Raw genomic sequence first — 26,724 nt, 5'->3', positions numbered from 1 at the left:
CCGGCACACGGAAACGCACGTGCCCGACGGAGCTCACCTCACGGCGGCGGGCGCCGTCAGGGACTGTCGGATCAGGGCGAAGGGAGGCGCGGACACCAGATAGAAGTGATCGCCCGGCACCCCGTGCTCCCGCAGGCCGCCTCGGGTCAGTTCCGCCCACGGGCGCAGGTCGGCGTCCTCGTCGATGTCGCCGGTGATGGTCGTCACCGGGCACCGCACGGACAGGCCGGGGCGGGCGACGTACGCGTGGAACATACGTCCGTCGGCCCGCACATACGGCAGGACCAGCTCCTGGAACTCCGGGTCGGCGGCCAGTTCGGGGTCCGTGCCGCCAAGGGTGAGCAGCCGCTCGACCACGGCCGCGTCCTCCTCATCGTCCGCGTTCTGCCACTCCTCGGGCGGCGGGTACGGGGCGTTGCGGGAGCCCGACGCGAACAGGCGGACCGGCTGGATGCCGCGGGCCTCCAGCGCCGCGGCGGTCTCCAGGGCGATGGGTGCGCCCATGCTGTGCCCGAACAAGGCCACGGGCCGGTCGGCCAACTGCGCGACGGCATCGGCGACTTCCTGGGCGAGCTGCCGCAGATCGGCCGACGGCGGCTCGGCGATCCGCCCGGCCCGTCCCGGGTAGCACACCGCGTGCACCTCGATCCCGGGCAGGCCGGCGCCCCAGGTGCGGAAGAACGATGCGGAACCTCCGGCGTGCGGAAAGCAGATGAGGCGGATGCGCGCATCGGGATCGGGGGCCGGGCACTGCAGCCAGCGGGCGGGGCCTGTGCTCATGACGCATCCTCCGCTCCCGCGGCCCGGCGGCTTGCCCGCAGGGCACGGGCCCGGCGGGCCGCAGCCTGCCGGGCCCGCGCGTCCTGTCCGTTCTCCGCCGCATCGAGTGCGCCGTCGCGCAGCATCGCGGACTGCGCCGCCACCGTGGTGTGCTGGAACAGCGCGACCACGGGCGGCCGTTGCCCGGTGTGCCGCTCCAGGGCTTCCCGGAGCTGGTACATCGCGAGCGAATGTCCGCCGAGGTCGAAGAAGTTGACGTCGGCCGGCACGTGCGCGGTGCCGAGTACTTCGGCCCAGGCCGCGGCCACCTGTGCGGTCAGGTCGCCTGCGGCGGGCCGGGCGCAGCCGGCCGGGGCCACGGCCGGCTGCGCGTCGGCCCGCTCCCGCAGCGCCGCCCGGTCGGTCTTGCCGTTGACCGTGCGCGGGAAGTGGCCGAGCACCACGATCCGCGCGGGCACCATGGCGCTGGGCAGCCGCGCGGCCAGTTGCTCCTTGAGGGAGCCGACGTCCACTGGCGCCGGGGCGAGGACGAAGGCCACCAGGGCGTTGCTCGTACCGTCCACGACGGCGGCCGCTTCCCGTACGCCCGGCAGCTCGCACAAGTGTGCCTCGATGGCGCCCAGTTCCACGCGGTGGCCGCGGATCTTGACCTGGTGGTCACGGCGGCCGAGGAAGGCCAGTGTGCCGTCCGGCTGCCGGCGTACGAGGTCACCCGTGCGGTACATGCGAGCCGTGGGCGATTCGGCGAAGGGGTCCTGGAGGAACGCCTTCGCGGTGGCCTCCGGCCTGCCGTGGTACCCGCGCGTGACGCCCGCACCGCCGATGTAAAGCTCGCCCTCGCCGCCCGGCGGCACCGGGCACAGCTCGCTGTCCAGGACGTACAGCCGGGCTCCTGGCACCGGGCGGCCGATCGAGACCGGCCCTGGGGCACCGAAGCGGTGGTAACTGGCCCACACGGTCGCCTCGGTGGGTCCGTACTCGTTGACCAGCGCGGTCTGGCCGGTGCGCTGGGCGAAGTGCCGGGTGACCAGTTCGGGCGGCAGCGGCTCGCCCGCCACGATCACGGTGACCAGGGAGCGCAGCCGGTCGGTGCCCAGCCGGCGGGCGGCGTCGAGCAGAACGCTGTAGAGGGAGGGCACGCACAGCAGATGGGTGACCTGGTGCCGCTCGACCAGCTCGACCAGGCGCTCGGGGTCCCGGATCTCCTCGGCGGAGGCCGCGATCAGACATCCGCCGGCCGTGAGGGTGCCCCACAGCCCCGCCACGGAGGAGTCGAAAGCCAGCGGCGAGACGAGGAGGAAGACCGGCTCGCCGGGGTAGACCATGCGGCGGGCCGCGGTGGAGGAGGCCAACTGGCCGTGCTCGACGACGACTCCTTTCGGCTCTCCGGTGCTGCCCGAGGTGTAGATGAGGTACGCGGGGTCGCTCTCGCTCACCGGTACGGCGGGCGGCGGGTGTGCGGTCCCTGCCTCGTCCCCGTCACTGTCCGCGGGATCCGCCGGTATCACCGGCACTCCCGGACCAGCCAGGCGCTCTTTGCCCGTGCCAGCGACCACGACGGCGCTCACCTGGGCGTCCGCCAGGATGCCGGTGATGCGCCGGTCGGGATGCGAGGGATCCACGGGCACGTAGGCGGCCCCGCACCGCAGGATGCCGAGGACCGCGGCGACCATGGCGGCGGACGGCTCGGCGAGCACCCCGACGCGGGTGCCGTGCCCAACACCCACGGCGGCCAGGCGGGCGGCCAACCGGCCGGCCCAGGCGTCGAGTTCGCCGTAGCTGATCCTGCTCGCTCCGCTCCGCACGGCCGTGCGCGCCGGGACGGTCCGCGCGAACTGGCCCACCAGTTCGTGGACCGGGGGCAATGGCCCGGCGGGCAGCGGTTCGCCGTGTCCCGGCGGACGGGGTGCGGCGGGCGCAGGGGCCGGCGCCTCGTACTGCGTCAGCGATGCCATCAGGACTCCTCTACTGGTGCTGCTGACCGGTGACTCGTGGACGCGGCGATCCGCGGAAGCGGCGGTGACGCGGCGTCCTCGTGCACCCCGCGGATCCAGGCCGACACCGCGTCCCGCTGCTTCGTGGAGCTGCATGGCAATAGATATTGCCAGTTCAGTCACAAAAATGGCAATCACTTGCCAAGCCTGGATGTGTGACATCCCGGTCCGGAACTCCACGGAAAGGCAACGACGATGACCGCGACTCTGCTGCCGCAGACCGGCGTGACCATCACGCCACCGGCCGACACGACGGCGTACAGCGCAGGCCGTGACTGACCGCGGGCGGCACGGGCCGACGCCGCGGCCCGGACAGGAGATACGGCGCGCACCTGCCTGCACGCCGAACTCTCCGCCTGTGCGCAGGTCTTCGGCTTCGAGGCGCCGGGTGTGCCCGGACCGAGCTGACAGCCGTCCCCCGGCCCGAGGGGGCGAAGCAGCACGCCTAAGTCGCCCCCGCCGCGCGGGCAGGGAGCCGAACGGCCGCCGTCCCCGGACATCGTCCGGGGCGGCGGCCGTTCACCGGTGGTGGCCGTGGCCAGATCACCCGGCCGCGGCCACCGGCACCGCCTCGCGCTCCAGCAGGCCGCGGACGAGCCCGATCTGCCGGCCCAGCGTCCTGCCGAGCAGCAGTTCGCGCATCGGGACCTTGATGCCCAGCTCGGTGCGGAGCTTGCGGGCGAGATGGGTGACCAGCAGGGAGTCGCCGCCCAGCAGGAAGAAGTCCGCTTCCTCGGTGAGGTCCGCATGGCCGAGCAGCTCGCGCCAGATCCGGGTGAGCAGCGCGGGCACATCGGCGGCCTCGGCCGGGTCCGGGCCCGGGGCACCCGACGCCGCCGTGCCGTCGGCGTGCCCGGGCGTGTGGCCGGCCGCGGCGGTGGGGCGGGGCACGGCCGGGTGTGCGGCCGCCTCCGGTGCGATGCGGCGCGGTCCGGCACACGGGTAGCCGGGCAGACGGATCGGCTCACCCGCGGCGCACAGGGTCTTGAGGGCGAGCGGCTGGCCCATGGTCCACAGCGTGCCGAGCGCCGTCAGGACGTCCTGACCGCCCGGTGCCCCGTGACCGGCGGCGAGGGGCACGGCGGTCAGGTCCGCGGCCGTGGCCATGGCGGACAGCGCCCGGCCCGGCCCGGCCTCCACGACCACCGCCCCGGGCAGGCGCGTGGCGAGCGTGTCGAGGGCCTGTGCGAACCGCACGGTGGCGCGGGCCCGTTCGGCGAAGCCGTGCGGGTCGACCGCCTCGCCCGGGAGGACGAGCCGGCCGCTGGTGGTGGCCCAGGGCACAGCGGGCGGCCGTACGGCGATCCGCGACAGCTCCTCGCTCAGCGGCGCCACGGCGGGTTCGATGAGCGCGGAGTGGAAGGCGTGGCTGGTGCGCAGCCGCCGCGCGTGGACCCGCCCCGCCAGCCAGGCCTCGAACGCCTCGACCTCCGCCCCGGCGCCCGCGATCACGCTGGTTTCGGGGGAGTTGAGCGCGGCCGGCTCCACGGCCCGGCCCGAGGCGGCGATCAGCGCGCGTGCCTCGCCCTCGCCGCAGCCGAGGGCGAGCATGGCGCCGGGCGCGCAGTCCTGCATGACGCGTCCGCGCAGGGCCACCAGCCGGGCCGCGTCGGGCAGCTCGAACACCCCGGCCACGCAGGCTGCGGTGATCTCGCCGAGGCTGTGGCCGACCACCGCGGCGGGCACCAGACCGAGTCCGCGCAGCGCGGTGGCGGCGGCGTACTCGACGGCGAACAGGGCCGGTTGAGCCAGGCGGGTCTGCGCCAGCTCCCCGGCAGGGAAGCCGGGCCCGGACAGGGCGTCTTTCAGGACGCGGGCCAGCGCGGGCTCGAACGCGTCGAGGCAGTCCGCGAGAGCCGCCGAGAAGCCGGGCAGAGCCTCGGCGAAGGGCAGGGCCATGCCGGGCCGTTGGGACCCCTGCCCGGGGAACGCCAGGACCAGGGGGGCGGGTCCGTCCACGGGGCGGCTGCCGCGCACCACTGCGGCACCGGCGGTGAGGCGCTCGGCGACCTCCGCAGAGGTGCGGCCCGTCACCGCCAGCCGCTCGCCGAGCGCGGCCCGTCCGGTGGCGAGGGTGCGGGCGACGTCGGCCGTACGCGGCGCGTGCGCGGACAGGTGGCGGCTCAGCCGCTCGGCGGAGCGGTCCAGTGCCGCGGCGTCCGCCGCGGACAGCACGACCAGGTGCCCCGCGGGCGGTGCGCCGCCCTCCTCCCGCTGGGCGGCACGGACCGGCGGGCGCTCGACGACCACGTGCACATTGGTGCCGCCGACGCCGAAGGAGCTGACCCCGGCCCGGCGGGGCTCGGGGCCCGTCCACGGGGCGGCCTGCGTCGGGACGTACAGCGGTGAGTCCTCGGTCTCCAGCAGCGGGTTGAGCCGGGTGAACCCGGCCAGCGGCGGCACGACGCCGTCCCGTACCACCAGCAGGGCCTTGATCAGCCCGGCGAGTCCCGCCGCGTTGTCGAGGTGGCCGGTGTTCGCCTTGAGGGCCCCCACGGCGATCTGCCCGGGGCGCGCGCCCGTCTCGCGCAGCGCGCAGGATGCGGCGGACCACTCGATGGGGTCGCCGATACGGGTGCCGGTGCCGTGGGTCTCCAGGTAACCGATGCTCGCGCCGTCCACGTCGGCCGCTTCGAGCGCGGCCCGGATCGCCGCCTGCTGGCCGCCGACGGACGGCGCGTAGTAGCCCGCCTTCGCCGCTCCGTCGTTGTTGACCGCCGTGCCGAGGACGACCCCATAGGGCTCGGGGCCCTCCGCGAGCGCCTCGTCGAGGCGGCGCAGCACGACGCAGGCCACCCCGGACCCGGCCACCACCCCGTCCGCGTTTTCGTCGAAGGGCCGGCAGTGCCCCGAGGCGGAGTGGATGCCGCCGGGCACCCGCAGATGCCCGGCCTGGGGGTGGGCCAGGCCCGCGGCGACCACGAGTGCCTGGTCGCACTCGCCGCTCAGCAGCCCCTGTACGGCCATGTGCAGGGCGACCAGGGACGAGGAGCAGGCCGTCTGCACGGCGAGTGCGGGCCCGGTCAGGTTGAGCTTGTAGGAGATGAGGCCGGCCAGGAAGTCCGGTGCGGCGCCGTGCAGGGCGTCCTCGATCGTCAAGGGGTCCAGCATGCCCCCGGCGATCATGCGGTGCAGATAGCCGCTGGCGCTCGCGGAAGCGTACACACCCGTCGTCGTGCCGGAGTTCAGCGGGTCGGCCGCCGCGTCCTCCAGAGCGGTCCACGCGCACTCCAGCATCAGCCGCAGTTGCGGGTCCATCATCTCCGCCTCCCGCGGACTGACCCGGAACAGGGCGTTCTCGAAGCGGTCGGCGTCGGCCAGGTGGCCGTGCACGGGCACGAAGTCCGGGTCGTCCACGAGCTCTTCGGGCACCCCGGCGGCGACGAGCCGCCGCCTGTCGTACCGAGTGGTGAGCACCCGCCCCGCCTTGACGGCCTCCCACCATTCGGCCAGGCCCGACGACCCGGGGAACCGCCCGGAGACGCCGGTCACGGCGATGTCGAGGGAACGGTCGCGCGCCATGTCATCACCTTCGCTCAACACAGGGCCGCCCTCCGACCCGGAGAGCGGCGGACCGGCTCGCGCCTCGGTGAGGCGATCCGGCAACCGGCCCGTCCGACGAGGTTGCCAGAATAGGCAACTTGCTGGCAATGTCGTGGGCAACATGGTGGCGGGCGGAGGGAAACAGGCCGTGATCGTCGCCCCCTGACGTCGTCGAAAACCGAGGGCAACCCCACGGCAACCCAAGGGAAGAGACAGAGCATGCGACCAGATCCGCAGTGGACCGCGGGTCCCCCGAACACCGCGCCCGGCGGCGGACTGCACGAGGCGTTCGCCCGCTGGGCCCACGCCAGTCCCGGTGCCACGGCGCTCGTCGAGGGCGAGCGCGTGACGACCTACGCCGAACTCGACGGCACCTCCGACGCCTGGGCCGCGCAGCTGGCCGGCGCCGGGGTGGGCCGCGGCGACGTGGTGCCGATCCTGTTGCCCCGCAGCACCGAGCTGGTCACCGCGCTTCTCGCGGTGCTCAAGACCGGTGCCGCCTACTGCCTGCTGCCGCCGGACTGGCCCGCCCAGCGGCTGCGGGAGGCCCTCGGGCAACTGCGCCCGCCGCTCCTGGTCGCCCCCGCGGACCAGGATCCGCCCGCCGCGCCCCCGACGGCCGTGTGGTCGCCGCCCGCGGGCAAGGCCGAGGCCCCGCCCCATTTCCGTCCCGCCCAGGTCGACGCCGCAGACCCCTGCTGTGTCTTCTTCACCTCGGGAACCACCGGCCGGCCCAAGGGAGTTCTCACGCCGCACCGGGCGACGGCGCGGCTGTTCCAGCCGGGCACCTTCGCCCGGTTCACCACCGACACCGTGATGCCGCTGGCCGCCGCCACACCGTGGGACGCCTTCTCCCTCGAACTGTGGTCGGTGCTGCTCAACGGCGGCGCGTCCCTGATCCTGACGGACCCCTACCTGTCGGCGGGCGCGCTGGCCGACGCCGTGTCCCGCCACGGCGCGGACACGGTCTGGCTCACCAGCAGCCTGTTCAACATGATCGTGGACGAGGCCCCGGACAGCTTCCGCGGGCTGCGCCAGGTGGCCACCGGCGGCGAGCGGCTCTCGGCCGGTCATGTCCGCCGCTTCCTGCGCCGCCATCCCGGCATCGTGCTCCTCAACGGTTACGGGCCGGTGGAGAGCACCGTCTTCGCCACGACCCACCGCATCACCGAACCCGACTGCGACGCGCCTGGCGGCATCCCCCTGGGCCGGCCCGTACCCGGCACCCAGGTGCACGTTCTGGACGGGGCCCGGCCGTGCGCGGTGGGAGAGACCGGCGAGATCTGCCTCGCGGGCGACGGCCTTGCGCTCCGGTACCTGGGCGATCCCGCCCTCACCGCGGCCAAGTTCGACCATGTGCGCCTCGACGGGCAGGCCGTGCGCGTCTACCGGACCGGCGACCTGGGGCACTGGGGCCACGACGGGCTGCTCCGCTTCGACGGCAGGGCCGACCGGCAGCTGAAGATCCGCGGCCACCGCGTCGAACCCGCCGAGGTCGAGCGCCAGGTGGAGCAGTTGCTCCCGGATGTGACCCACTGCCGGGTACTGCCCCGCGGCGACGCCGCCGACGGCAGCCTCGAACTCGTCGCATTCTGCGTGCCCGTGCGGCCCGGCGACCCGCTGGACGCCGCCCAGAGCATGCTGCACGAGGCCCTCGTCGCCTATCAGCGTCCCGCCGCGGTGGTGGCCGTCGACGCCTTCCCGGTGACCGCCCGGGGCAAGCTCGACGAGCGGGCACTGCTGGCGCTGGCACCGCCCTCCACGGCCGAGCGCGGCACCCCCGACGCGCTGCCCGCCGCCGTGGACGGCACCCGCCCGCACGACATCCAGGACCCGGTGGCACGCGCCGTGGCCGAGGCCTTCGCCTCCGTGCTCGGGCGCGACGCGGTCCCGCTCGATGTGCCGTTCGTCCACCTCGGCGGCACCTCACTCGGTGCCGGACGGCTGTGCGCCCGGCTGGCCGCCGGGCTCTGCCGGCCGGTTCCGGTCTCCTGGCTCTACGAGCACCCGACGGTTGCCGCACTCGCCGCCAGACTGGCCGCACCGGCCCCGCCGCCCGCGCCCTGGGCCGAGAGCGCCGACCCGGCGGACCTGCCGCTGTCACCCATGCAACTGGTCTCTTTGACCCGTCAACTGCTCGACCCCGAGGACCGGACCGGGCACTGCCTGCTCACTTGGGTGATCGAGGGCGATCTGGACCTCGCCGCCCTGGAGGCAGCCGTGGCCGCGGTCCACCAGCGGCACGAGTCCCTGCGCGCCGAGTACGTGCTCGACCCCCGCCCCGCGGTGCGGCCCGCGGATGTCCCCGCGCCACCGCTCGAGGTCCTGTCCGAAGCCGACTGCGTGGACCAGGCGCTGCGCGCCGTGCGCACCCACCTTGCCGAGGAGCTGTTCCCGGACCTGGGGGAGGTGTGGCGTACCGCCGTGGTCCCCGTCCGCGGTGCGGGGGCCGCCGAGCAGACGGCGGTGTTCGGCTGCGCGGTGCACCACGTCGCCTTCGACGGGTGGTCGGAGCGGGTCCTCGCAAGCGACCTCGCCACCGCCTACCAGGCCCGGGCACGCTCCTTCCACCGCTGGTCGGATCGGGTGCTGGCATGTGACCTGGCCGCCGGTTACCAGCCCGGGCTCAGCCTTCCGGCCGCAGCGCTCGGGCCGCGGCCGTCCCTCGCGCTGATTCACCGCAAGCGACTCGCACGCCGGCAACAGGCACACCTGGCGGCCCAACGCGCCTATCTGCGAGAGGAGTTGACAGATGTCCCGGCCCTGCGCTGGCCCGCCGGGCCGACGCTGCGCGAGCCGGGAGCACCGGGCCGGACCGAGGCCCAGGTGCCCGCCGCGCTGCTCGCCCAAGTCGACGCCGCCGCCTCACGCGCGGGCGTCACCCGCTTCGTCGTCCTGCTGCATCTGTGGGCCACCAGCCTGGCGGAAGTGACCGGACAGCGGGACTTCGCCGTGGGCGTCCCCGTCGCCCAGCGCGACGGAGCGGAGCTGGAACACGCCATCGGCTGCCACATCACCATGCTCTGCCTGCGCATGCGCGGCGCCGCACTGGACGCGGGAGCGGCCGCCGTCGAACACACCGGGCGGATCGCGGCGCGGGCCTTCGCAGCCCAGGACGTGCCGTACCCGGAGGCGCTGTCCTTCACCGCCCCGCCCGGTGACGGCCGCCCGCTGCTGTACCAGACCCTCTTCGCCTGCCAGGACAACGCCCCGCCGCTGCTCGGACTCCCGGGTGCGCGCACCACGTTCGTACGCCAGCCCTATCTCGGCCTCCCCCTCGAACTGCACGCCGAACTGTGGCCCGTGGCGGGCCGCGGGCTGCGCCTGGAAGTCGCCTTCCGGCCGGACGCTGTCGCCGAGAGCACCGCCCGGGACCTCACCAAGCTCTTCATGGAACGCGTGCACACCATCGCCGCGGGAGTCCCGTCATGACCACCACCGCCCTGTCTCCCGCGCGGCTCACCGACCCCGGACTGCACGCCACCGGTGACCCGCACGGCCTGTGGGCGTGGATGCGCGCGCACGCCCCCGTCCACTGGCAGTCCGCCACCGACCTGCCCGGATTCTGGTCGCTGACCCGTTACGAGGACATCCGCGCCGTCTACCGGGATGCCGCCACATTCAGCTCGGCGCACGGTGTGCTGCTGCGCAGGGCCGAACTCGGCGACGATCCGGGCGGGGGCCTGACCCTCGCCCTCACCGACGCACCGCGGCACAAGCAGTTGCGCGCCCTGATGGCGGACTGGTTCAACACCCGTGCCGTACGCGGCCTGGACCGCTACATCCGCGCGGCCACCCGCACCGTGCTGGGGCGGGCCCTGGACCAGGGCGCGTGCGACTTCGCCCACGACATCGCCGGACGGCTGTCCCTCTCCGTCATCTGCCACATCCTCGGGGTGCCCGAACGGGACCACGAGGCCCTGTACCAGTGGACCAACGAGGCCTTCGAGGCCCACACCTCGCTGGTGGCCCACCCAAGTCTCCTGGAGTACTTCGAGGAACTGCTGTTCCAGCGCATGGAGGAGCCGGCCGACGACCTGGTCAGCGCGCTGGTCAACGGCACCATCGACGGTCAGCTCCTGACCGAGGAGGAAGTGGTCCTCAACTGCGAGAACCTCATCGGGGCCACCGAGAACGGGCGGCTGGCACTGATCGGCGGCATGCACGCCTTCCTGGAGCATCCGCAGCAGTGGCGGCGGCTGGCCGATGACCGCGGCCTCCTGCCCGGTGCGATCGAGGAGATCCTGCGCTGGACCTCCAGCGCCACGCACAGCATGCGCGTCGCCACCGGGCCGTGCAAGATCCGCGGCGAGCGGATGGCGGCCGGGGACCGCGTCGTGCTGTGGCTGCCGTCCGCCAACCGCGATGAGGACGTCTTCGCCGACCCGTACCGGTTCGACATCGCCCGCAGTCCGAACCGCCATATCGCCCTCGCCGCCGGTGAACACTTCTGCATCGGCTCCACCCTCGCCCGGGCCGAGATGCGCGTGCTGTTCTCGGAACTGCTCGACACCGTGCGCCGTATCGAACCGGACGGCCCCGTGCGGCGCCTGCACTCCATCGCCGTCAACGGACCGGAGAGCCTCCCGGTGCGCCTCACCGCGAAGTGACGGCTGCCCCCCAACGGCGGCACCCGCAACACCCGCCCACCGCAACCGTTTTCAAGGAGTCAAGGACATGGCGGACAACAACGTGCTCGAGCGGCTCACTCACCTGTCCGAGCCCGCAGGGGTCGCCCCGAGCTCCGGCTACACCCACGTGGTGACCGGGACCGGACATCTGGCCGCGATCGCCGGTCAGATGCCGTTCGACGCCTCGGGTGAGCTCGTGGGGCCGGGCGACCCCACCGCGCAGGCACGGCAGGTCTTCCAGAACATGGAGCGCTGCCTCGCCGCAGCCGGGGCCACCTTCGCCGACGTCATGAAGCTCACCTGCTACGTGACCGACATCGCGCACGTGCCGCAGATCCTCGCCGCGCGCGACGAGTTCATCGACACCAGCCGCCCGCCGGCCAGCACCGTCGTTCAGGTGATGGCCCTGTACCGCCCCGACCTGCTGCTCGAGGTCGACGCGTTCGCCCTGCTCAGCGCCGAGTGAGGAGCACCGTGACCACAACCTCCGCGCACCGCCGGCAGGAGGGGAAGCAGGCCGCGCCGCCTCCCCTCGACCCCGAACTGGCAGGCCCGCTGAGCAAGATCCTCGATCAGTTGCCGATGCCCCTGACACCGCAGCTGATCCCGGACCGCCGCCGGCGGTCCCGGGCCGGCCGCCTGACGGACGAGCAGATCCACCGCGGGACCACGTTCGAGACCGAGGAACGGACCGTGCCCGGCCCGCCCGGCGCCCCCGAGATCACCCTGCTGATCTGCCGCCCCACGGCCGTCCCGGGGCCGGTCCCGGTCATCTACCACACGCACGGCGGCGGCATGGTGGCCGGCAGCCACCGCAGCACCGAGTTGGCCGGAGAGCTCGACCGCGCCCAGGAACTGAACCTGGCGGTGGTGGCTGTGGAGTACCGCCTGGCCCCTGAACACCCCGACCCTGCGCCGGTGGAGGACTGCTACGCCGGCCTGTGCTGGCTCGCCGAGCACGCCGCCGACGAGGGGATCGACCCCCACCGGATCATCCTCAGCGGCAACAGCGCCGGCGGCGCGCTCGCCGCGGGCCTGGCCCTGCTGACCAGGGACCGGTCAGGACCGCGACCGGTGGGCCAGATGCTCCAGTTCCCCATGCTCGACGACCGCTGCGACACCTTCTCCGCCGGGCAGATGGAGCGCGCGGGCCTGTGGGACGGGCTGTCCAACCAGGCGGGCTGGCAGGCCCTGCTGGGCGACCGGTGGGGCACCCCGTACGTCTCCTGCTACGCCGCGCCAGCCCGCGCCGCGGAGGTGTCGGGTCTGGCGCCCGCCTTCATCGAGGTCGGCTCGGTGGAGGCCCTGCGCGACGACGGCATCGGGTACGCGGCACGCATCTGGCAGGCGGGCGGAGAGGCCGAACTGCACGTGTGGTCCGGCGGGTTCCACAGTTTCGACGACTGGGTGCCGGACGCGGTCGTCTCACGGGCGGCACACCAGGCGCGGGTGGCCTGGCTGCAGCGGGTCCTGGCCCGATGAGCACCGGCCCCGCACCGTCGTATCGGAAAGACCAGCCGCTGGCCCCGGCCCGGCGCGTGGCCTGGCCGGGGCACTCGGCGCATCGGTGCAGTGGGGGGAAGAGGCCGGTTGGCCTCAGTGCGGCTGCTCCGGCTGCTCCAGGGCCTCGGCCAAGACCCGCCAGATCTCGGCGGCCAGGTCCAGGTTCGACTCCCGGTGAGCCTCCTCGCCCAGCTTCTTGAGCTGGGCCAGCCCCTCCTCCCGGTGCCCCTCCTCGATCAGCAGCAGACTCTCGAGCGTGCGCAGCCGGACCCGGTCGCGATAGCTCAGGGTGAGGTGGTCGAAGTCCAGCCGGTCCAGGGCGGCCCGGGCATCCGCGGGGCGCCCGTCCTCGAAAGCGAGGCGCGCCTGCAGCGTCAGCAATTCCTGCTGCTGTACGGGTGTGCCGACGAGCGAGAGCGCCGTCTCCGCCTCCGTGAGGCACCTGCGAGCGGGCTCGGTGAGGGCGGGCCGGGCGTGGAGGTACAAGGAGGCCGCGGCCAGCCGTAGCCTCGCCCAGAGCATGGGATCCACGCGGCTGTCCAGCGAGTCCATCGCCTGCACGAGGAAGTCACGGGCGCCGTCGTCGTCACCCTGGCGGGACCGGACGGTCGCTGCCGCCCAGAGGGCCTCGGAGCGCAGCGCGTCCGAGCGGTCCGCCACGAGGCCGACCAGTTCGTCCACATGGGCGCGGGCGTCCGGCAGCCGGCCGGCCTCCGCCTCGACCGAGACCAGCGTCAGCAGCGCCTTGCCGGTGTCGGAAACGGCCGCGCCGGACTCCTTCGCCACCTGATACGCGCCGGCTGCGAGTTCGAGTGCTTCGGTGATCTGGCCGGTCGACCGCAGACAGCGGGCGAGCTCGGTCCTGGACCGGCACTGCAGCGAGGGCAGTTCGAGGCCGTCCGCGATCCGGGTGGCCTCCTCCAGACTGGCCCGTTCCTCGGCGCGCTCGCCACGGCGGTGCCGGAATCGGGCGATCAGCCACAGGGCCTGCCAACGCAGCAGCGGGTCCTCGTCCTGCGCGGTGGCGAGTGCGGCGATGACGGCCTCGACGGCGTCGTCGCTGTCGGTGGACGCGGCGACGCTCACCGCCTCGCTGAGAGAGCCGCCGCTGCGCGGGGAGAAGAAGGCCGAGCGGTCGACCCCCAGGCGGTCGGCGAGGTAGTTGATGACGCGCTCGGTGGGCTGCCGCGCGCCCGATTCCAGGCGTGACAGATAACCCGTGGAGATCTCCTCGCCGGCCAGCGCGGCCTGGGACAGTCCCCGCTTCTGCCTCAGCGCTCTGAGTTGGACGCCGAAGGACGTCTCGTGTGCCATGTCCTCCCCGCAATCGGTACTCAAGGAGCTCAGGGGTCCACTCACAGGCACATTGTTGCCTGATGTGCCTACATCGTAAAGCAACGTGACCACCGGCGGTACGGGGTCGGCGTCGCCTCGTCGCCTTGCTTGCCATCATGGTTGAAGCCAGTTGGCAATTTTAGGCAAATCACTTGTCAACATCGGCCCGGAGTCCTAGATTGACGTGCATCAAGCCGGGCACCGAGTGCCTGTTCAGCGTGGTAAGTCAGTTCTGCAGCGTTTTCTCCTTGATTCCCGTCTGAATCACCCGTATGGAGCCGTCATGCGCATGCACATCCTCGCCGCCGCCATCGTCGTCTCGGCCCTTGGGGCCGCCATGCTCGGTCCCGCCGACATCGACTGGCCGGTTGTGCCCACCGCCTCGGCCGCCTCCGGCCCCACGGTCGTCAGCGCGCAGGGCGCCGGCACCGATGACATCGACTGGCCGTAACCCCGGGCCCCGGGCGCGATGCCGCAGTAAGTGGGGAACGGATGAGGCCGGTGCGTCTTCACCTCCCGCATGAGGCCCCGCATCCACGAGACAGGAAAGCGGACGTCGGCACGCTGTTCCACGGCGTGCCGACGTCCGCTGTCTTTCGCTCTCTTCTTCCGCTCCACTGTCTGCCCGGCGTTCTCCGCGGCCCGGGTGACACCAATGCCGCCGGGCCGCAGCCGAGTTCACCGCTGTGCCGCCGCGGTATTGGGGTCTTTCAGGGGACGGCCCGTGGCCGTCAGTCCTTCCCGGCCACGCCTGCGGCCGCCGGGGCAGGGCCGGCGGCGGCCTGGCCGACCTCGATGCGGAACCGGTCACCGATGTCCGCCACCCGGTCATGCACCTGCGCCTCGGTCCCGGCCCGCAGCAGCACGATGCCCGCGTACACGGAGGAGTCGAGCGGACCCTCCAGCGTGTCACCGACCTTCGTCTTGACGCTCGCATACACGGCCCCGGGGGCGGCCATCAGCTCCTCCGCGGACGTGAGCGCGGTGACCGTGCCCACGGGCCGCGGCAGCATGTACTGGATCATGTGGTCGGTGTGCGGCGGCGTGTCCACGTACACCGCCTCGCCCATGGAGACGGACAGGAAGGTGCTCCACAGGTCCACCCCGTACTGGTGCTTCACCTGGTCCGCGATCCCGCCGCCGCCCGGCCGGCAGGCGACCTCCCCGATGAGGTAGCCGCGCGGGCACTTGAAGACCTCCAGGTGCGTGACCCCGTCGGTGAGCCCCAGTGCGGAGACGGCCCGCTCGTGCAGCGCGGCGACGGCACGGGCGTCCGCGTGGCCGTCGGGCAGCGTGTACGAGCCGATGACGCCGCCCACGCTGCGCAGCACGGGCTCGAAGTAGCGGGACACCGGCGCGAAGCGGACCTCGCCGTCCACCACGACGCCGTCGCAGTGGAACTCGGCCTCGATGTCGATGAGTTCCTCGGCCATCAGGGGATACGGCGCCGTCCGCAGCCGTTCCGTGGAGTCGTCACCGGCCAGCCGCCGCAGGTGGGCGGCGTCGTGCACGGCGAGGACGTACTCGGAGCCGCCTCCGCAGGCGCGCTTCACCACCAGAGGCCAGCCCAGCTCGTCCCCGGCGGTCAGCGCCTCGACGAATTGGTCCAGCCTGCGGAACCTGGCCACCGGCAGCCCCGCGGCGGCGAGCTGCTGCTTCATCACGAACTTGTTGGAGAAGGCGTTGGCCACCGGGTAACCGGTGCCGGGAAGACCGAAGTAGGAGCGGATGTACCCGCCGGCCTGAATGCTCCACTCGGAGGGGGACACCACGTACTCGAACGGGTTCCGCTCCCGTAGGCGCAACGCCGCGAGCCGCACCTGGGTCAGGTCCTCGATGGTGTCGACCACCTCGACGTCCGTGCCGGCAGCGTAGTAGCCCAGATACTCCGGCATCGTGATGACCGAAAGGCGGATATCATCCCGGTTCTGCAGCATCCGGGCAGCGATCTCGCGACTGGAGTTGATCAGCAGAACGTTCTTCATCGCACAGGCCTCTCGTCATGGTGTCCGCAGCCTCCAGGTGGTGTCCAGGATGTTGCCATGAGTTTCCAAAGCAGGCAATATTGATGGAGTGCCGGCGGTGACGGCATGATGACGCTCAGAATCGGGCGTACGGATCGCGGACGCGGCGGCCGATCGTCGCCGGGTGCCATCTCCCGTGGCGCCCAGGGTCTCAGAGTCATTCGACCAGTGGCTCGGTGTATGTCGATACGCAACGGGGAAGCTCTGCGCTAGATTTACCTGTCGTTTGACAAACTTGCCTGCCTCGGGCACACTGCCCCACCCCTCAGACGGGTTGAGGCTGTGGTCGAGTGTCAACCCATGCCTTCCGAGGTTCAGATGCTGGAACAGCCGTATTTCGGGCAACGCCTCCGCACGCTCCGCGTGGGCCGTGCACTGTCCCAGGCGGCGCTCGCCGGAGACGCGATGTCGACCGGCTATCTGTCGCGTCTGGAGTCCGGCGCCCGGCCGCCGACCGCCAGGATCGTGGGCTATCTGGCCGAGCGGCTCGGGGTCCCCGTCGGCGCCTTCGAACGTGAGCAGGGCCCTGCGCTGGCGCAGGTCCTCGCGTCGATCACCTCGGTGGCCGACGAGGACCTGGACGAGGCCGCGGCCGGCCCATTGGCCGAGGCGCTGCGCGCCGACGACCGGCAGGACCCGGCGCTGCGCTGGCAGGCGCTGTGGCTGCTGGCCCGCATGCGCAGCAGGCAGGGCCAGCATGAGGAGGAATACGCGCTGGTCGCCGAACTGGACGAGCTTGCTGAGGAGTTGCAGCTGGCGGAGCTGCGCGTTCGTGCGTACACCCAGCGCTCCCGCTGCGCGCGCACCCTGGGCCTGGTCGCAGAGGCGTGCGAGTACGCCGCCACCGCGGTGGCCGCGGCCGTCGGTCTCACCCTGACCGACCGGGCGGGCGCTCTGCACGCGCTGGTGTCCGCGGAGGCGGAGGCGGGCCGGCTCACCGATGCCGCGGCGCACGCCGAGCAGCTGTGCGAGCTCACCGAGCCGGCGGGCGGCTCCGCGTTCACCAAGGCGCTGTGGGCCGCGGCGACCGTGGGGATCCGCCAGGGTGCGTACAAGGAGGCGACCGACCTGCTGGAGCGCGCACTGGAGAGCCTGGACAGCCATGAGGATCTGGGCCTGTGGCTACGGCTGCGCCTGGCCGCGGCGTCGCTGCTGCTGCAGATCATCCCGCCGCAGACGGTCAAGGCGCGCGCCGTCCTCGAGCAGCTCGGTCCGGCGCTGGATCTCGTCGGCACCGAAGTGCACCGCCAGGAGGCGCTGTTGCTGCACGCCCATCTCGCCTGCGGCGAGGGTGATCTGGACCGGGCGCGCGAACTGTGCGAGGAAGCCGGGGCCTTGGACCTGCGGCTGTCCTTCCGCGACCGGATCCGGCTGCAGGCGCTGAGCGGAAAGCTCAACCTTCTCGCCGGCCGGACGACGGCGGGGGTGCAGACAATGCGCGACCTCGCGCGGCAGGCCCATGAGGCGCACAACGTCGAACTTGCCGCCGAGACATGGCGCAGCCTTGCGGAGACGCTGGCGGACATACGCGACGGGCAGGATTGACCGGGGCCGCGCACCCGGAATCGCCCCGACGGGACGCCGCTTTCAACTCCACGGGACGTGATGCCGTCCCCAGGGGGAAGCACACAGAACGCAGGAGAGTCCTCAAGGTGGTCGGTACGCTGTGAAGATGGAATCAGTGCAGGTGAGACTGGCGAGAGAGGAAGACCTCCCATCGGCGGAGCGCGCCTCGGCGGCGCTGTTCTTCGAGGCGGATCAGCGCAGTAGAAGAGTCTGCGAACCACAGATCCAGCCACGTTCGGAAACTGCTTCGGAACAGTGGATCGAGCGGATGCGCTTTTACCTCGAGGCCGATCCCGGGGGGTGCTGGGTCGCGGTCGGTGAGGACGGCGAGGTCATCGGTTTCGCCATTTCGCAGAACCGCGGGCGCGTGTGGTACCTGGCGACGTACGGGGTGCTGACACGGCATCAGGGCCAGGGGATCGGCAAGCGGCTGATGGACGCCGCACTGGCGCATGCCGACGGCCGCCCGGGGCTGTTCTCGTCCACGGTGCACCCGGGGGCGACCCGCCGCTACCGGCTGGCGGGCTTCACGCTCTACCCGCAGATGCGCATGGTCGGCACGGTGGACCGGTCCATGCTCCCCGCGGTCAGTGGGCTTCGGGAGGGCCGGGCCGACGACGTCGAATGGATGGACCGACTGGACGAGCGGATCCGCGGGGCCGGCCACGGACCCGACCACACCTACATGCTCGACTCCCTGCGGCTGGTCGTCTCCGAGAACCGGGACCGGCCGGGATACGTCTACATCGACCAGGAGAAGGGGCGGGGCGTACTCCTGGCCGCGGCGGAGCCGCGGACCGCGCAGAGCCTGCTGTGGGAGGCCCTGGCCTCCTCCCGCGGTGACACGCTGGTCAACTGCATCACCACCGCCAACCACTGGGCGGTGGACATCGGTCTGGCCGCCAGGCTGGACATCGGGCAGGAGGGCTATCTCGCGGTCCGGGGCATGAGCGATCCGGCTCCCTATCTCGCCAGCGGCCACTTCCTCTGACGCGTTGCTCTGACGCGGATCCACATCTCGCCCCTCCCCCGGGAATCGGGGCAGGTGCACTGCACGGCGGCGCGCGTGACCGGCAGCGGTCACGCGTGCCGCCGTGCGTCGGGCTGCCCGCAACTGCACCTTCGCCCTACATTGCCAAGTTAGGCAAGTCATGGCAATATCGGCCGTGTTCCGAGGCGCAACTGGCGACAATCCATGTGCAGGACGCGCGGGAGTGTCCGCCTCGACGGTGGAGCGTCCGCGGCCGGGACGCATGGATTCGCGCCCCCACACAGCCCAGAAAGGTCCAAACGCATGACTGACGTCATGACTGCCGACAGTGGTACCAGGGTCAAGGTGAGGCAACTCGCGGGAAATATCGGCGCCGAAATCACCGGCGTGGACGCCGCGAGTCCGCTGAGTGACTCGGTGGCCGCCGAACTCAGGGAAGCACTCCTCACCCACAAGGTGATCTTCCTGCGCGGCCAGGATCTCGACTACGGCCAACTCGTCGCCTTCGGCCGCAGCTTCGGGGACCTGACGCTCGGTCACCCGATCTACGGCGGGCCCGAGGGCCGCCCGCTGCTGCGCGAGATGGACTCCCGGGGCGAGGGGACGCGGGCCAACCACTGGCACGCCGACTTCACCTACATGGAGAACCCGCCCGCCATCGCCATCCTGCACAACGTGGTCTGCCCACCCTTCGGCGGTGACACCATCTGGGCCAACACGGCCGCCGCCTACCGGGATCTGCCGGACGGGCTGCGCACGCTCGCGGACGGGCTGCGTGTCGTCCACTCCAACGACTCGGACTTCACCGACGCCACGTACACCGGCGACACGCGCACCAGCTACCTCAAGAACGTCTTCACCGCGGAGCACCCGGCCGTCCGGGTCCACCCGGAGACCGGCGAACGCTCGCTGCTCCTTGGCGGGTTCGCCCGCAGCGTCCACGGATTCAGCCCGCAGGCCGGCCGCGACCTGATCCGGGTCCTGCAGGAGTACGCCACCACGCCCGAGTACACCGTCCGCTGGAAGTGGCAGGTCGGCGACCTCGTCCTGTGGGACAACCGGTCGACGCTGCACTACGCGGTCCACGACTACGGCAACCAGCACCGCCGCGGTGAGCGGGTCACGGTCGCCGGGACCACCACGGTCGGCATCGACGGCCGGCCCGGCATCGTACTGCGGGGCAACACCGAAGAGTTCACCAGCGGAGGCAGCGCAAGCATGTGACGGCACGGGCTGTGCGGGTGCCCGGGGCCATGGCCCAGGGCACCCGCACAGCCCGGCCGGGGCGCCCGGGGCGGTGGCCTCACGGCCGCCGCGCCGGGCCGAGGGGTCCCACTGCCGAGAGAAAGGCAAACGCGGTGAACGCCCGTGTACTCGTGATCGGAGACCAGAAGTCCCTGGTCAGCACGGCGGCAGAGCTCGGCGCAGAGGTCTGGTGGGCACAGCGCCCCGAGGAGGCCTCGGCCGGTGAGGCGGCCAGGGCTCACCGGACACTGGTGGCCGACTACACCCAGGCCGACTTCGTCGAACTGGTCGCCGACCTGCACCAGGTCCGGCCGTTCACCGCGGTGGTCGCCATTTCGGAGAACGCCCAGCTCCCGGCCGCGGCCCTCAACGACCGGCTGGGCCTGCGCGGGGCCTGCCTGGAGGCGGTCCGTCTGCTCACCGACAAGTGGGCGATGCGCACCCGGCTCGCCGAGCGCGGCCTGAGCCCGGTGACCGCCGAGCTTGGGTCCACCGCCGCGGACCTGCGCGCGTTCGGCACGGCGAACGGCTATCCGTTCATCGCCAAACCGGTGGCGGCCACCGGCAGTTACGGTGTCTCGCTCGTCGAAGGGCCCGAACATGCCGCCGGGGTCGCCGCGCGGTTCGTGCGGGCGGGTTCGACGGCGTTCCTGATGGAGGAGTATCTCGACGGACCCGAGATCAGCGTCGAATCGTTCACCTTCGACGGCCGCCATGTGGTGCTGGCACTGACCGACAAGCTCCTCGGTGACCACTTCATCGAGGCGGGCCACTCGGTGCCGGCGGCGCAGGACGAGGCGACGACGGCGTCCGTCGTCGCACTCGTGGGCCGGTTCCTGGACGCGGTGGGCTTGCGGAACGGCCCCTCGCACGTCGAGGTGAAACTGACCTCGCGCGGACCGCGGGTGGTCGAAGGGCACAGCAGGCGCGGCGGTGACCGGATCAACGACCTGGTCCGGCTCGCCTACCAGGTCGACATGGAAGAACTGACCGTGGCCTGGGCCCTGGACCGGGTGGCGCCGCTGACCGAGCCGCCCAAGGCAAAGGGCGGGGCGGCCATCCGGTTCGTCTTCGCCGCGCAGGGCCGGGTCGTCGCGGTGGACGGCGTCGAGCGGGTGCGGGCCCAGCCCGACGTGGCCGAGCTGGACGTCACCTGCGCCGTCGGCGAGCACATCGGGCCCATCCGCTGGTCCCTTGACCGCCCGGCCTTCGTCATCGCCACCGGCGACACCGCCGCACAGGCCGCGGCCACCGCCCGCATCAACGCCTCCCGCATCGTCATCACCGTCGACCCGGCCGGGCGCGGCACACCGGACGCCGGCGACGACCGCGCTCTCAGCCGCGAACTCGACCTCGCCCGGCACGTGGGCTATGACCGTGCCGACTGATGCCCCCGGCCGACGGCGGCCGCCCGGGCCGGGCGAAGAACACCGGCCCAGGCGGCCCGTTATCGCGGCACGGAGGCCTCCACCGCTCTGCGACCACCTCGCCCGACGTACCCAGGGGGCTCGACGACGTGAGTGACACATCCGCGACGGGCATCCGAGAACCGGTGCTGCGGCTGGCCCTCGGTGCCAACTACCTGCTGTGCAGCTTCGGCCGGTTCTCGCTGGTACCGGTCCTGGCCATCATGCTGGCCCGGCAGACCAGCAGCGCGGGGTGGCTCGCCTCCGGCGTCGGCCTGTTCGGCTTCATCGTGTTCGCGGGACTGTCGTCGCTGCTGGTCAGCCGGTGGCTGCCGCGGGTTCCGTACGTCGTCGCGATGGCCGGCAGCACCGTGTGCTCCGCGGCGGGTTTCGGGTTGCTCGCCTCCGCGCAGGACCCCGTACTCACCCTGGTCCTGCTGTTCCTCGCCGGATTCGGCATCAGCGTGAACGCGGTCCTTGCCCGGGTCCTGGTCGCGGAGAGCATCGAGAGCGAGCCGGGGCGCAACAACATCTACTCGATGCAGCAGATCGCCACCAACACGGCGGCCGCGCTGGGACCGTTCATCGCGGGCGGGCTGTATGTCTCGGGCCATGCCAGGCCGCTGCTGATGTTCGTCAGCGCGGCTTATGCGCTCGCCGGTGTGGCTCTGGTCCTCGGCCTGCCCAAGCGGCTGCGGCCGCCGCAGGCGGTGCACCGGCGCACCGGCCCGGGCGCCGGGCTGCGGTTGCTGCGTGATCCGCAGTGCCGGCAGGCGAGCGTGGTCACGGCGGTCGGATCGTTCGTCTACGGCCAGTTCTACTCGGCGTTCGCGCTGCTCGCCGCGCTGGCCATCGACTCGGCGCTGTTACGCGGCGTGCTCCTCGGCGGGCCGCCGGTGGCCATCGTCGCCCTGCAGGCCGCGGTGACCACGGTGGCCAACCGGCGGCTGCGCGCGGGGGTGCCGCCGGGGACGCTGCTGGTCAAGGCCGTGCTCGTGTTCGGCGCGGCCATCGTGCTCCTCGGCCTGGGCCTGCCCGTAGTGGCCGGATCGCTCGTGGCCATGACGGTCTGGTCCTTCGCTGAAATGCTGTTCACACCGATGGTGAGCATCGCGTTCAACCGCATCACCAGCGTGTCCCGGCTGGCCGCGTCCAACCTGCAGGGGGTCGCCTGGACCGTCGGCGAGGCGCTGGGCTCGCTGTGCGGCGGTGCCGTCTTCCTGCTGTGCTACCGGCACGGGGCGGGCAGCGCGTACTGGCTGGTGCTGGGTGTGGCCACCCTGCTGGGAATGCTGCCCTACCTGGTGGGCCGCCGTCGTGCCCCGGCGGCCGCTGGGGCCGGCACCGACACCTCGGCGGTCTCCTCGCGCTGAGCGTGAGGCGGACGCAGGCCCGCACACCATGATGCGGCGGCGCGGCTTCGGCCGCGGCGCCGCATCATGGCGTCTGTCAGGCGGCGGGGCAGGCGCCCGTCCGCGCCGGCGGGACGTGGCTGACGCCCGCCAGGAAGGGGGCGGCGTAGGCGCGCAGACCGGTGGGGCTGTCGGTGACCAGGTGGGCCCGCAGCGAGCGGTCGCCCGGGGAGTTTGAGGCGTAGCCGAGGATCAGACAGGGGTCGCACAGCCGGTCCAGGTTGAGGACCAGGTCGGCCTCGTCGGTTCCCTCGGGATCGTGGAAGTCCTGGGACGGCACGCAGCGGAACCCCATCCTGACCTTGAAGCGGAACAGTCCGGCCTTGGTCAAGTGGCCGTACAGATTGGGCTCGTCGCCCAGGGTCGCCCAGCGGTATCCCTTCTCGCGTGCGGTGCGCATCGCGGCGAAGTAGAGCGTGCGGGCGAGGGAGTCCCGGCGCCACTCCTCGGTCACGGCGGAGAACCGGATGCGCACCGCGTCCTGATCGGGGCACTCCAGAACGACGCAGCCGCCGACGAGTTCGCCGTCCTGCGAGGCGAAGACGGCGAAGTACTTCTCGCGTCCGTCAAGGAGCCGCTCCCGCTGCCGGCAGGCGATCGCGATGCCGTACGTCATGTCCTCCACGCGCTGTTGATAGAGCGTCAGAAAATCGTCCAGCGTGTCCGGTTCGAGCCGGTCGTGGACCGCCAGGGTCAGGACCCGCTCCGCCCGGTTGCGCGCTCGCCGGATGTCCTGGCGTGCCTTGTTGTCCAGCTGGGAAAGGAACTCCGCCTCGTCGGCGCGGAGTTCGGCGGTCCAGGACAGCAGGGCCGGCTTGCGGACGAAGCCGGCCGTGGCGAGCTCGTCGTTCATCTCCGTCGGCGGTGCGGTGGTGCGGACCACATCGATGTGCTCGGGGGTGCGCAGCCAGGGGCGGTCGGCCAGCTCGCCGGAGGTGATGTGGGCGACGGACAGGCCGTGGTGACTGACGATGTCCATCCGCTGTCATCCCTTCTTGTCGGTGGTCGAGTGGGGCGCATGGCGGCCGGTGTGCTCCGCGACGCCGATGTGGAAGAGCTTGTCGATCTGCGCCATGCGCTCGGCGACCTGCGCCTCAGTCCCGGCCCGCATCAGCACGAAGCCCGCGTAGACCGAGGAGTCCAGGGGGCCGTGCAGGGTGTCGCCGATCCGTGTCGTGACCTCGGCGTGCACCACGCCGTCGGCGGCCCGTAGCTCGTCGGCCGAGGTGAGGGCGGTGACGGTGCCGGCCGGCCGCGGCAGCATGTACTGGATCATGTGGTCCGGGCGCGGCGGCACCTCCACGTCCACGGGGTCACCGAGCGAGAGGTCCAGGAACGTTCGCCACAGGTCGATGCCGTACTGGTGCCGGACCTGGGCGGCGATGCCGCCCCCGCCGGGGCGGCAGGCGATCTCCCCGATGAGGTAGCCGCGCGGGCACTTGAAGACCTCAAGATGGGTCACGCCGTCCCGCAGCCCCAGTGCGCAGACGGCCTGTTCGTGCAGGGCGGCCACATGGCCGGCGTCCGGGTGGCTCTCGGGCAGGGTGTAGGAGCCGATGACGCCGCCCACACTGCGCAGCACCGGCTCGAAGTAGCGGGCCGCGGATGCGAAGCGGACCGTGCCGTCGACCACGACGCCGTCGCAGTGGAACTCCGCCTCGATATCGATCATTTCCTCGGCCATGAGCGGAAACGGCGCCGTGCGCAGCGCCGCGAACCGCTCGGCCACGGTGATCGTGCGCAGGTATTCCGCGTCACGTACAGCCACCACGTACCCGGAACCGCCCCCGCAGACGCGTTTGACCACTACCGGCCAGCCGAGCGCGCGGGCCGCCCCTGCCGCGTCCTCGAGCCGCTCCAGACGACGGAATGCGGCCACCGGCAGCCCGGCGGCGGCCAGTCGCTGCTTCATCACGAACTTGTTCGAGAAGGCGTTGGCCACCTCATAGCCGGGGCCGGGCAGACCGAAGTACGAGCGGAGGTAGCCACCGCCCTGCACGCTCCACTCCGAGGGGGAGACGACATGGGTGAATGGGTTGCGCTCCCGTATCCGCAGTGCGGCCAGGCGCAGTTGGGTCAGGTCCGCGACGGAGCCGACGATCTCCACGTCGGTGTCAGCGTTGTAGAAGCGCCGGTATTTGTCGATGGTGGCCACCGTCAGCCGCACGTCCGGCCGGTCCTGCAGCAGGCGGGCGGCGATCCGGCAGTTGGAGTTGACCAGCAGCACGTTCTTCTCGGCCATCACGCGGGCCTTTCCTCAGCGACGGTGACCAGCAGAGCGCTGTGGGGGGCGGTCGGGCGGCGGCGCACTGGGGCCGACCACAGGAGCACGGCCAGCACGGCGGTCGTGGTGACGGGGAGGAAGACGAGGAATGAGCCGGACAGGCCCACGGTCAGGCCGAGCAGCAGCGACGAGACGGGCACGGCTCCGGTGACGAAGGTCCGGATGACGGTGTTGACCCGGCCGGTGAACTCCGCGGGGATCTCGTGCTGCCGGTAGGCCATCGTGGTCGTGTTGACGCCGCCCTCGCCGAAGCACAGCACGCAGAAGCCGATCACGATCACCAGCGGCGAATCGATGAGCAGCCCGAGGGAGCCGAGCGCGGCCACGCCCAGCCAGGCGCCGACGCGCAGCCGCCGGCGGTCCTCGCCGGCCGGCGCCATGGGACTCACCCACGCCCCGAGCGCCGCGGCCACGGCGCCGCAGGACACCGCGGTGCCCAAGGCGGCCGACGACCAGTTCCAGTGGTCGGTGCCGAGGGTCAGCAGTGTGGGCTCCAGTGCGCCCGCGCCCAGGTTGTAGAGGGCGACCGCCGCAGTCAACCGCCGCAGGTCCGGCCGTGAGCGGAAGTACGCTATGCCCTCGCGCAGCAGTGTGCCCACGGACACGTCGGTCCTCTTGGTCCGCTTGTCGACCTTGGGCAGGAAGAACGCGGTCACGGCGGTGATCAGGAAGGTGGCCGCGTCGATCTCCAGGGCCCAGCCGGGACCCACCGCGGCGATGGTCAGGCCGGCCAGGGCGGGGCCGGCGAAGCGGGCGATGAGCTGGGCCGAGTTGAACCGGCTGGATGCCTGGTCCAGACGCTCACGGGGCACCAGTGCCGGAATCAGTCCGTAGTCGCCGGCCACGTCGGAGACGACCTTGGCCAGGCCCATCAGACACAGCGACACGAACACCAAGGCGACCTGATCGACGGCGAGCAGCAGCGGAATCACCGCCACGGAGGCGCACTGCACCAACTCGCCCGCGATGAACAGGCGCCGGTTGTCATGGCGGTCGATGAAAGCGCCCAGGAACGGCGCGGCCAGATAGGGGGCCGTCTGTGCCGCCATGCTCAGGACCGCCAGCAAAGTGGAACCGGTCGCTTGGACCAGTGCCCAGGGAACTGCCAGGTAGAGGAAGGTGTTTCCAGCCATGGATACGGCCGTGGCCCAGGTCAGCAGCCAGAAAGATCTCATGACATTCCCGTCGACGTCGCCCGCCATGTGCCGCCCCCACCGCTGTCGTACGGGCAGGGAATCCGGGGACGACGGACGAGCGCCGCCGCAGCGTCATGCGCATCCCGGACCATGCCTGTGCCGGAGGGACCGACGGCACCGAACCACCCGCATGTTGCCATATATTGCCGAGTTCTGACAATGAGTTTGACTGGGTGGCCGCTCTCGCGCCGGGCCTCGTTGCCGCCGGAGGCCGGCCGGTGAGCAGGAGTTGCCGTGCGGGTCAGGGCGTGGGCGAGAGCGGCTTCGCTTCCCCGCCGGCCTGGCCGAGGCCGGCTCCGGCGCCACCGTCCGCGTCTCTGCTCCCCTGCCGACAGCCCAGCCCGCCCACCCACACGGTGGCGTGTGTGCCGGTGAGTTCACGGCCAGTCGATGTCGCCGATCGCGGCGCCATGGCCGGCGCTGCCGACGGTATGCGGTGCCGGCCGGTCGATGCCTGTAACGACTCCGAGAACGGAAACGCGGACTGCGGCGGCCGCTAAGAGTATGCGCATGACGACTCCAGCCAATGGGAGAGCTGAGGGGAAGGCACAGTCAGGATGGCTGAACCGACACTCGGTGTCCGGCCCGACGTGGCCAATCTATGATCTGCAGCGCATGTCCGGCATGAAGTTGCCAAAAAATTGCCAATCTTCTGGCTCGGCTGGTTACGTGGTTCTGGCAAGTTCGCGCCGCTCTCGCGGTGCTGCTCGGGCAGCTCAATTACCTTGGTGTGACAGGCTCGCGCTAAGCTGGTGCCGCGTCAGCCAGGGTTTGCCCCGCTCGCCGCCCTGGCACGGCCATCTGCTGCGTTGCC

The 26,724-nt window shown here is 72.0% G+C and carries 18 protein-coding genes; 10 read left to right on the top strand and 8 right to left on the bottom strand.

Annotated features, from left to right (window positions below; all coding sequences use genetic code 11):
- Positions 1 to 33: 33 nt before the first annotated feature.
- From ACY34J_RS19220 to ACY34J_RS19210, 3 genes are all read right to left on the bottom strand, one after another.
- Entirely contained in the window at positions 34 to 780 is a 747-nt protein-coding gene (locus ACY34J_RS19220) for a thioesterase II family protein (protein ID WP_462727708.1), read from the bottom strand.
- Positions 777 to 2,735, bottom strand: coding sequence for a non-ribosomal peptide synthetase (locus tag ACY34J_RS19215; RefSeq protein ID WP_462727707.1), 1,959 nt, complete (start codon positions 2,733 to 2,735; stop codon positions 777 to 779). Before ACY34J_RS19215 ends, ACY34J_RS19220 begins: the two co-directional genes overlap by 4 nt.
- 582 nt (positions 2,736 to 3,317) lie before the next feature.
- The gene (locus ACY34J_RS19210; RefSeq protein ID WP_462727706.1) at positions 3,318 to 6,296 is read right to left on the bottom strand and encodes a type I polyketide synthase; all 2,979 of its coding nucleotides are present in this window, start codon (positions 6,294 to 6,296) and stop codon (positions 3,318 to 3,320) included.
- A 240-nt stretch (positions 6,297 to 6,536) separates the two neighbouring features.
- On the opposite strand from ACY34J_RS19210, the gene ACY34J_RS19205 reads away from it, so the two are divergent.
- The 4 genes from ACY34J_RS19205 to ACY34J_RS19190 all read left to right on the top strand — a co-directional run bounded on the left by ACY34J_RS19205 (position 6,537) and on the right by ACY34J_RS19190 (position 12,430).
- Positions 6,537 to 9,749 carry an amino acid adenylation domain-containing protein gene (locus ACY34J_RS19205; RefSeq protein ID WP_462727705.1) on the top strand — a complete coding sequence of 1,071 codons (3,213 nt, stop codon included), beginning with the start codon at positions 6,537 to 6,539 and terminating at the stop codon, positions 9,747 to 9,749.
- Positions 9,746 to 10,927 (top strand): cytochrome P450, encoded by a 1,182-nt coding sequence (locus tag ACY34J_RS19200; RefSeq protein ID WP_462727704.1) that lies wholly within the window; start codon positions 9,746 to 9,748, stop codon positions 10,925 to 10,927. The genes ACY34J_RS19205 and ACY34J_RS19200 overlap by 4 nt, the downstream gene beginning before the upstream one ends.
- Positions 10,928 to 10,994: 67 nt before the next feature.
- Complete coding sequence (locus tag ACY34J_RS19195; protein ID WP_462727703.1) at positions 10,995 to 11,414, top strand: RidA family protein; 420 nt, start codon at positions 10,995 to 10,997, stop codon at positions 11,412 to 11,414.
- A gap of 8 nt (positions 11,415 to 11,422) precedes the next feature.
- Positions 11,423 to 12,430, top strand: a complete 1,008-nt coding sequence (locus tag ACY34J_RS19190; RefSeq protein ID WP_462727702.1) for an alpha/beta hydrolase — start codon at positions 11,423 to 11,425, stop codon at positions 12,428 to 12,430.
- A 114-nt stretch (positions 12,431 to 12,544) separates the two neighbouring features.
- Here the strand turns inward: ACY34J_RS19190 and ACY34J_RS19185 are convergent, their stop codons facing one another.
- Positions 12,545 to 13,765, bottom strand: a complete 1,221-nt coding sequence (locus tag ACY34J_RS19185; protein ID WP_462727701.1) for a helix-turn-helix domain-containing protein — start codon at positions 13,763 to 13,765, stop codon at positions 12,545 to 12,547.
- A gap of 304 nt (positions 13,766 to 14,069) precedes the next feature.
- Between ACY34J_RS19185 and ACY34J_RS19180 the strand changes: the two genes are divergently transcribed.
- Positions 14,070 to 14,237, top strand: a complete 168-nt coding sequence (locus ACY34J_RS19180) for a hypothetical protein (protein ID WP_462727700.1) — start codon at positions 14,070 to 14,072, stop codon at positions 14,235 to 14,237.
- 280 nt (positions 14,238 to 14,517) lie between these two features.
- Here the strand turns inward: ACY34J_RS19180 and ACY34J_RS19175 are convergent, their stop codons facing one another.
- On the bottom strand, positions 14,518 to 15,771 hold the full coding sequence (locus ACY34J_RS19175; protein WP_462727699.1) for an ATP-grasp domain-containing protein: 1,254 nt from the start codon (positions 15,769 to 15,771) through the stop codon (positions 14,518 to 14,520).
- 339 nt (positions 15,772 to 16,110) lie between these two features.
- Here ACY34J_RS19175 and ACY34J_RS19170 point away from each other — a divergent pair, with 339 nt between their 5' ends.
- From ACY34J_RS19170 to ACY34J_RS19150, 5 genes are all read left to right on the top strand, one after another.
- Positions 16,111 to 17,355 carry a helix-turn-helix domain-containing protein gene (locus ACY34J_RS19170; protein ID WP_462727698.1) on the top strand — a complete coding sequence of 415 codons (1,245 nt, stop codon included), beginning with the start codon at positions 16,111 to 16,113 and terminating at the stop codon, positions 17,353 to 17,355.
- Positions 17,356 to 17,482: 127 nt separating this feature from the next.
- On the top strand, positions 17,483 to 18,367 hold the full coding sequence (locus tag ACY34J_RS19165; protein WP_462727697.1) for a GNAT family N-acetyltransferase: 885 nt from the start codon (positions 17,483 to 17,485) through the stop codon (positions 18,365 to 18,367).
- Between the two features lie 303 nt (positions 18,368 to 18,670).
- Entirely contained in the window at positions 18,671 to 19,591 is a 921-nt protein-coding gene (locus ACY34J_RS19160; protein ID WP_462727696.1) for a TauD/TfdA dioxygenase family protein, read from the top strand.
- A gap of 134 nt (positions 19,592 to 19,725) precedes the next feature.
- Positions 19,726 to 21,000: an ATP-grasp domain-containing protein gene (locus tag ACY34J_RS19155; RefSeq protein WP_462727695.1), complete on the top strand. Its 1,275-nt coding sequence runs from the start codon at positions 19,726 to 19,728 to the stop codon at positions 20,998 to 21,000.
- 128 nt (positions 21,001 to 21,128) lie between these two features.
- On the top strand, positions 21,129 to 22,391 hold the full coding sequence (locus ACY34J_RS19150) for an MFS transporter (protein WP_462727694.1): 1,263 nt from the start codon (positions 21,129 to 21,131) through the stop codon (positions 22,389 to 22,391).
- 76 nt (positions 22,392 to 22,467) lie between these two features.
- On the opposite strand, the gene ACY34J_RS19145 is transcribed toward ACY34J_RS19150, so the two are convergent.
- Genes ACY34J_RS19145 through ACY34J_RS19135 form a run of 3 tightly spaced genes read right to left on the bottom strand, consistent with a single transcriptional unit; the run spans position 22,468 to position 25,889 of the window.
- Positions 22,468 to 23,409 carry a GNAT family N-acetyltransferase gene (locus tag ACY34J_RS19145; protein ID WP_462727693.1) on the bottom strand — a complete coding sequence of 314 codons (942 nt, stop codon included), beginning with the start codon at positions 23,407 to 23,409 and terminating at the stop codon, positions 22,468 to 22,470.
- Between the two features lie 6 nt (positions 23,410 to 23,415).
- Entirely contained in the window at positions 23,416 to 24,672 is a 1,257-nt protein-coding gene (locus ACY34J_RS19140; RefSeq protein WP_462727692.1) for an ATP-grasp domain-containing protein, read from the bottom strand.
- Entirely contained in the window at positions 24,672 to 25,889 is a 1,218-nt protein-coding gene (locus ACY34J_RS19135) for an MFS transporter (protein ID WP_462761966.1), read from the bottom strand. The genes ACY34J_RS19140 and ACY34J_RS19135 overlap by 1 nt, the downstream gene beginning before the upstream one ends.
- Positions 25,890 to 26,724: the final 835 nt, after the last annotated feature.

It is taken from the genome of Streptomyces sp. HSS9-12, from assembly GCF_054963655.1.
Note: the sequence above shows the minus strand (reverse complement) of the source record. Positions and strands in the feature narration are given on the sequence as shown.

Bases quoted from the DNA above. Each gene is read 5' to 3' on its own strand.
- ACY34J_RS19220 (WP_462727708.1), bottom strand. From the start codon at position 780: ATGAGCACAGGCCCCGCCCGCTGGCTGCAGTGCCCGGCCCCCGATCCC.
- ACY34J_RS19215 (WP_462727707.1), bottom strand. From the start codon at position 2,735: ATGGCATCGCTGACGCAGTACGAGGCGCCGGCCCCTGCGCCCGCCGCA.
- ACY34J_RS19210 (WP_462727706.1), bottom strand. From the start codon at position 6,296: ATGGCGCGCGACCGTTCCCTCGACATCGCCGTGACCGGCGTCTCCGGG.
- ACY34J_RS19205 (WP_462727705.1), top strand. From the start codon at position 6,537: ATGCGACCAGATCCGCAGTGGACCGCGGGTCCCCCGAACACCGCGCCC.
- ACY34J_RS19200 (WP_462727704.1), top strand. From the start codon at position 9,746: ATGACCACCACCGCCCTGTCTCCCGCGCGGCTCACCGACCCCGGACTG.
- ACY34J_RS19195 (WP_462727703.1), top strand. From the start codon at position 10,995: ATGGCGGACAACAACGTGCTCGAGCGGCTCACTCACCTGTCCGAGCCC.
- ACY34J_RS19185 (WP_462727701.1), bottom strand. From the start codon at position 13,765: ATGGCACACGAGACGTCCTTCGGCGTCCAACTCAGAGCGCTGAGGCAG.
- ACY34J_RS19180 (WP_462727700.1), top strand. From the start codon at position 14,070: ATGCGCATGCACATCCTCGCCGCCGCCATCGTCGTCTCGGCCCTTGGG.
- ACY34J_RS19175 (WP_462727699.1), bottom strand. From the start codon at position 15,771: ATGAAGAACGTTCTGCTGATCAACTCCAGTCGCGAGATCGCTGCCCGG.
- ACY34J_RS19170 (WP_462727698.1), top strand. From the start codon at position 16,111: ATGCCTTCCGAGGTTCAGATGCTGGAACAGCCGTATTTCGGGCAACGC.
- ACY34J_RS19165 (WP_462727697.1), top strand. From the start codon at position 17,483: ATGGAATCAGTGCAGGTGAGACTGGCGAGAGAGGAAGACCTCCCATCG.
- ACY34J_RS19160 (WP_462727696.1), top strand. From the start codon at position 18,671: ATGACTGACGTCATGACTGCCGACAGTGGTACCAGGGTCAAGGTGAGG.
- ACY34J_RS19145 (WP_462727693.1), bottom strand. From the start codon at position 23,409: ATGGACATCGTCAGTCACCACGGCCTGTCCGTCGCCCACATCACCTCC.
- ACY34J_RS19140 (WP_462727692.1), bottom strand. From the start codon at position 24,672: ATGGCCGAGAAGAACGTGCTGCTGGTCAACTCCAACTGCCGGATCGCC.
- ACY34J_RS19135 (WP_462761966.1), bottom strand. From the start codon at position 25,889: ATGAGATCTTTCTGGCTGCTGACCTGGGCCACGGCCGTATCCATGGCT.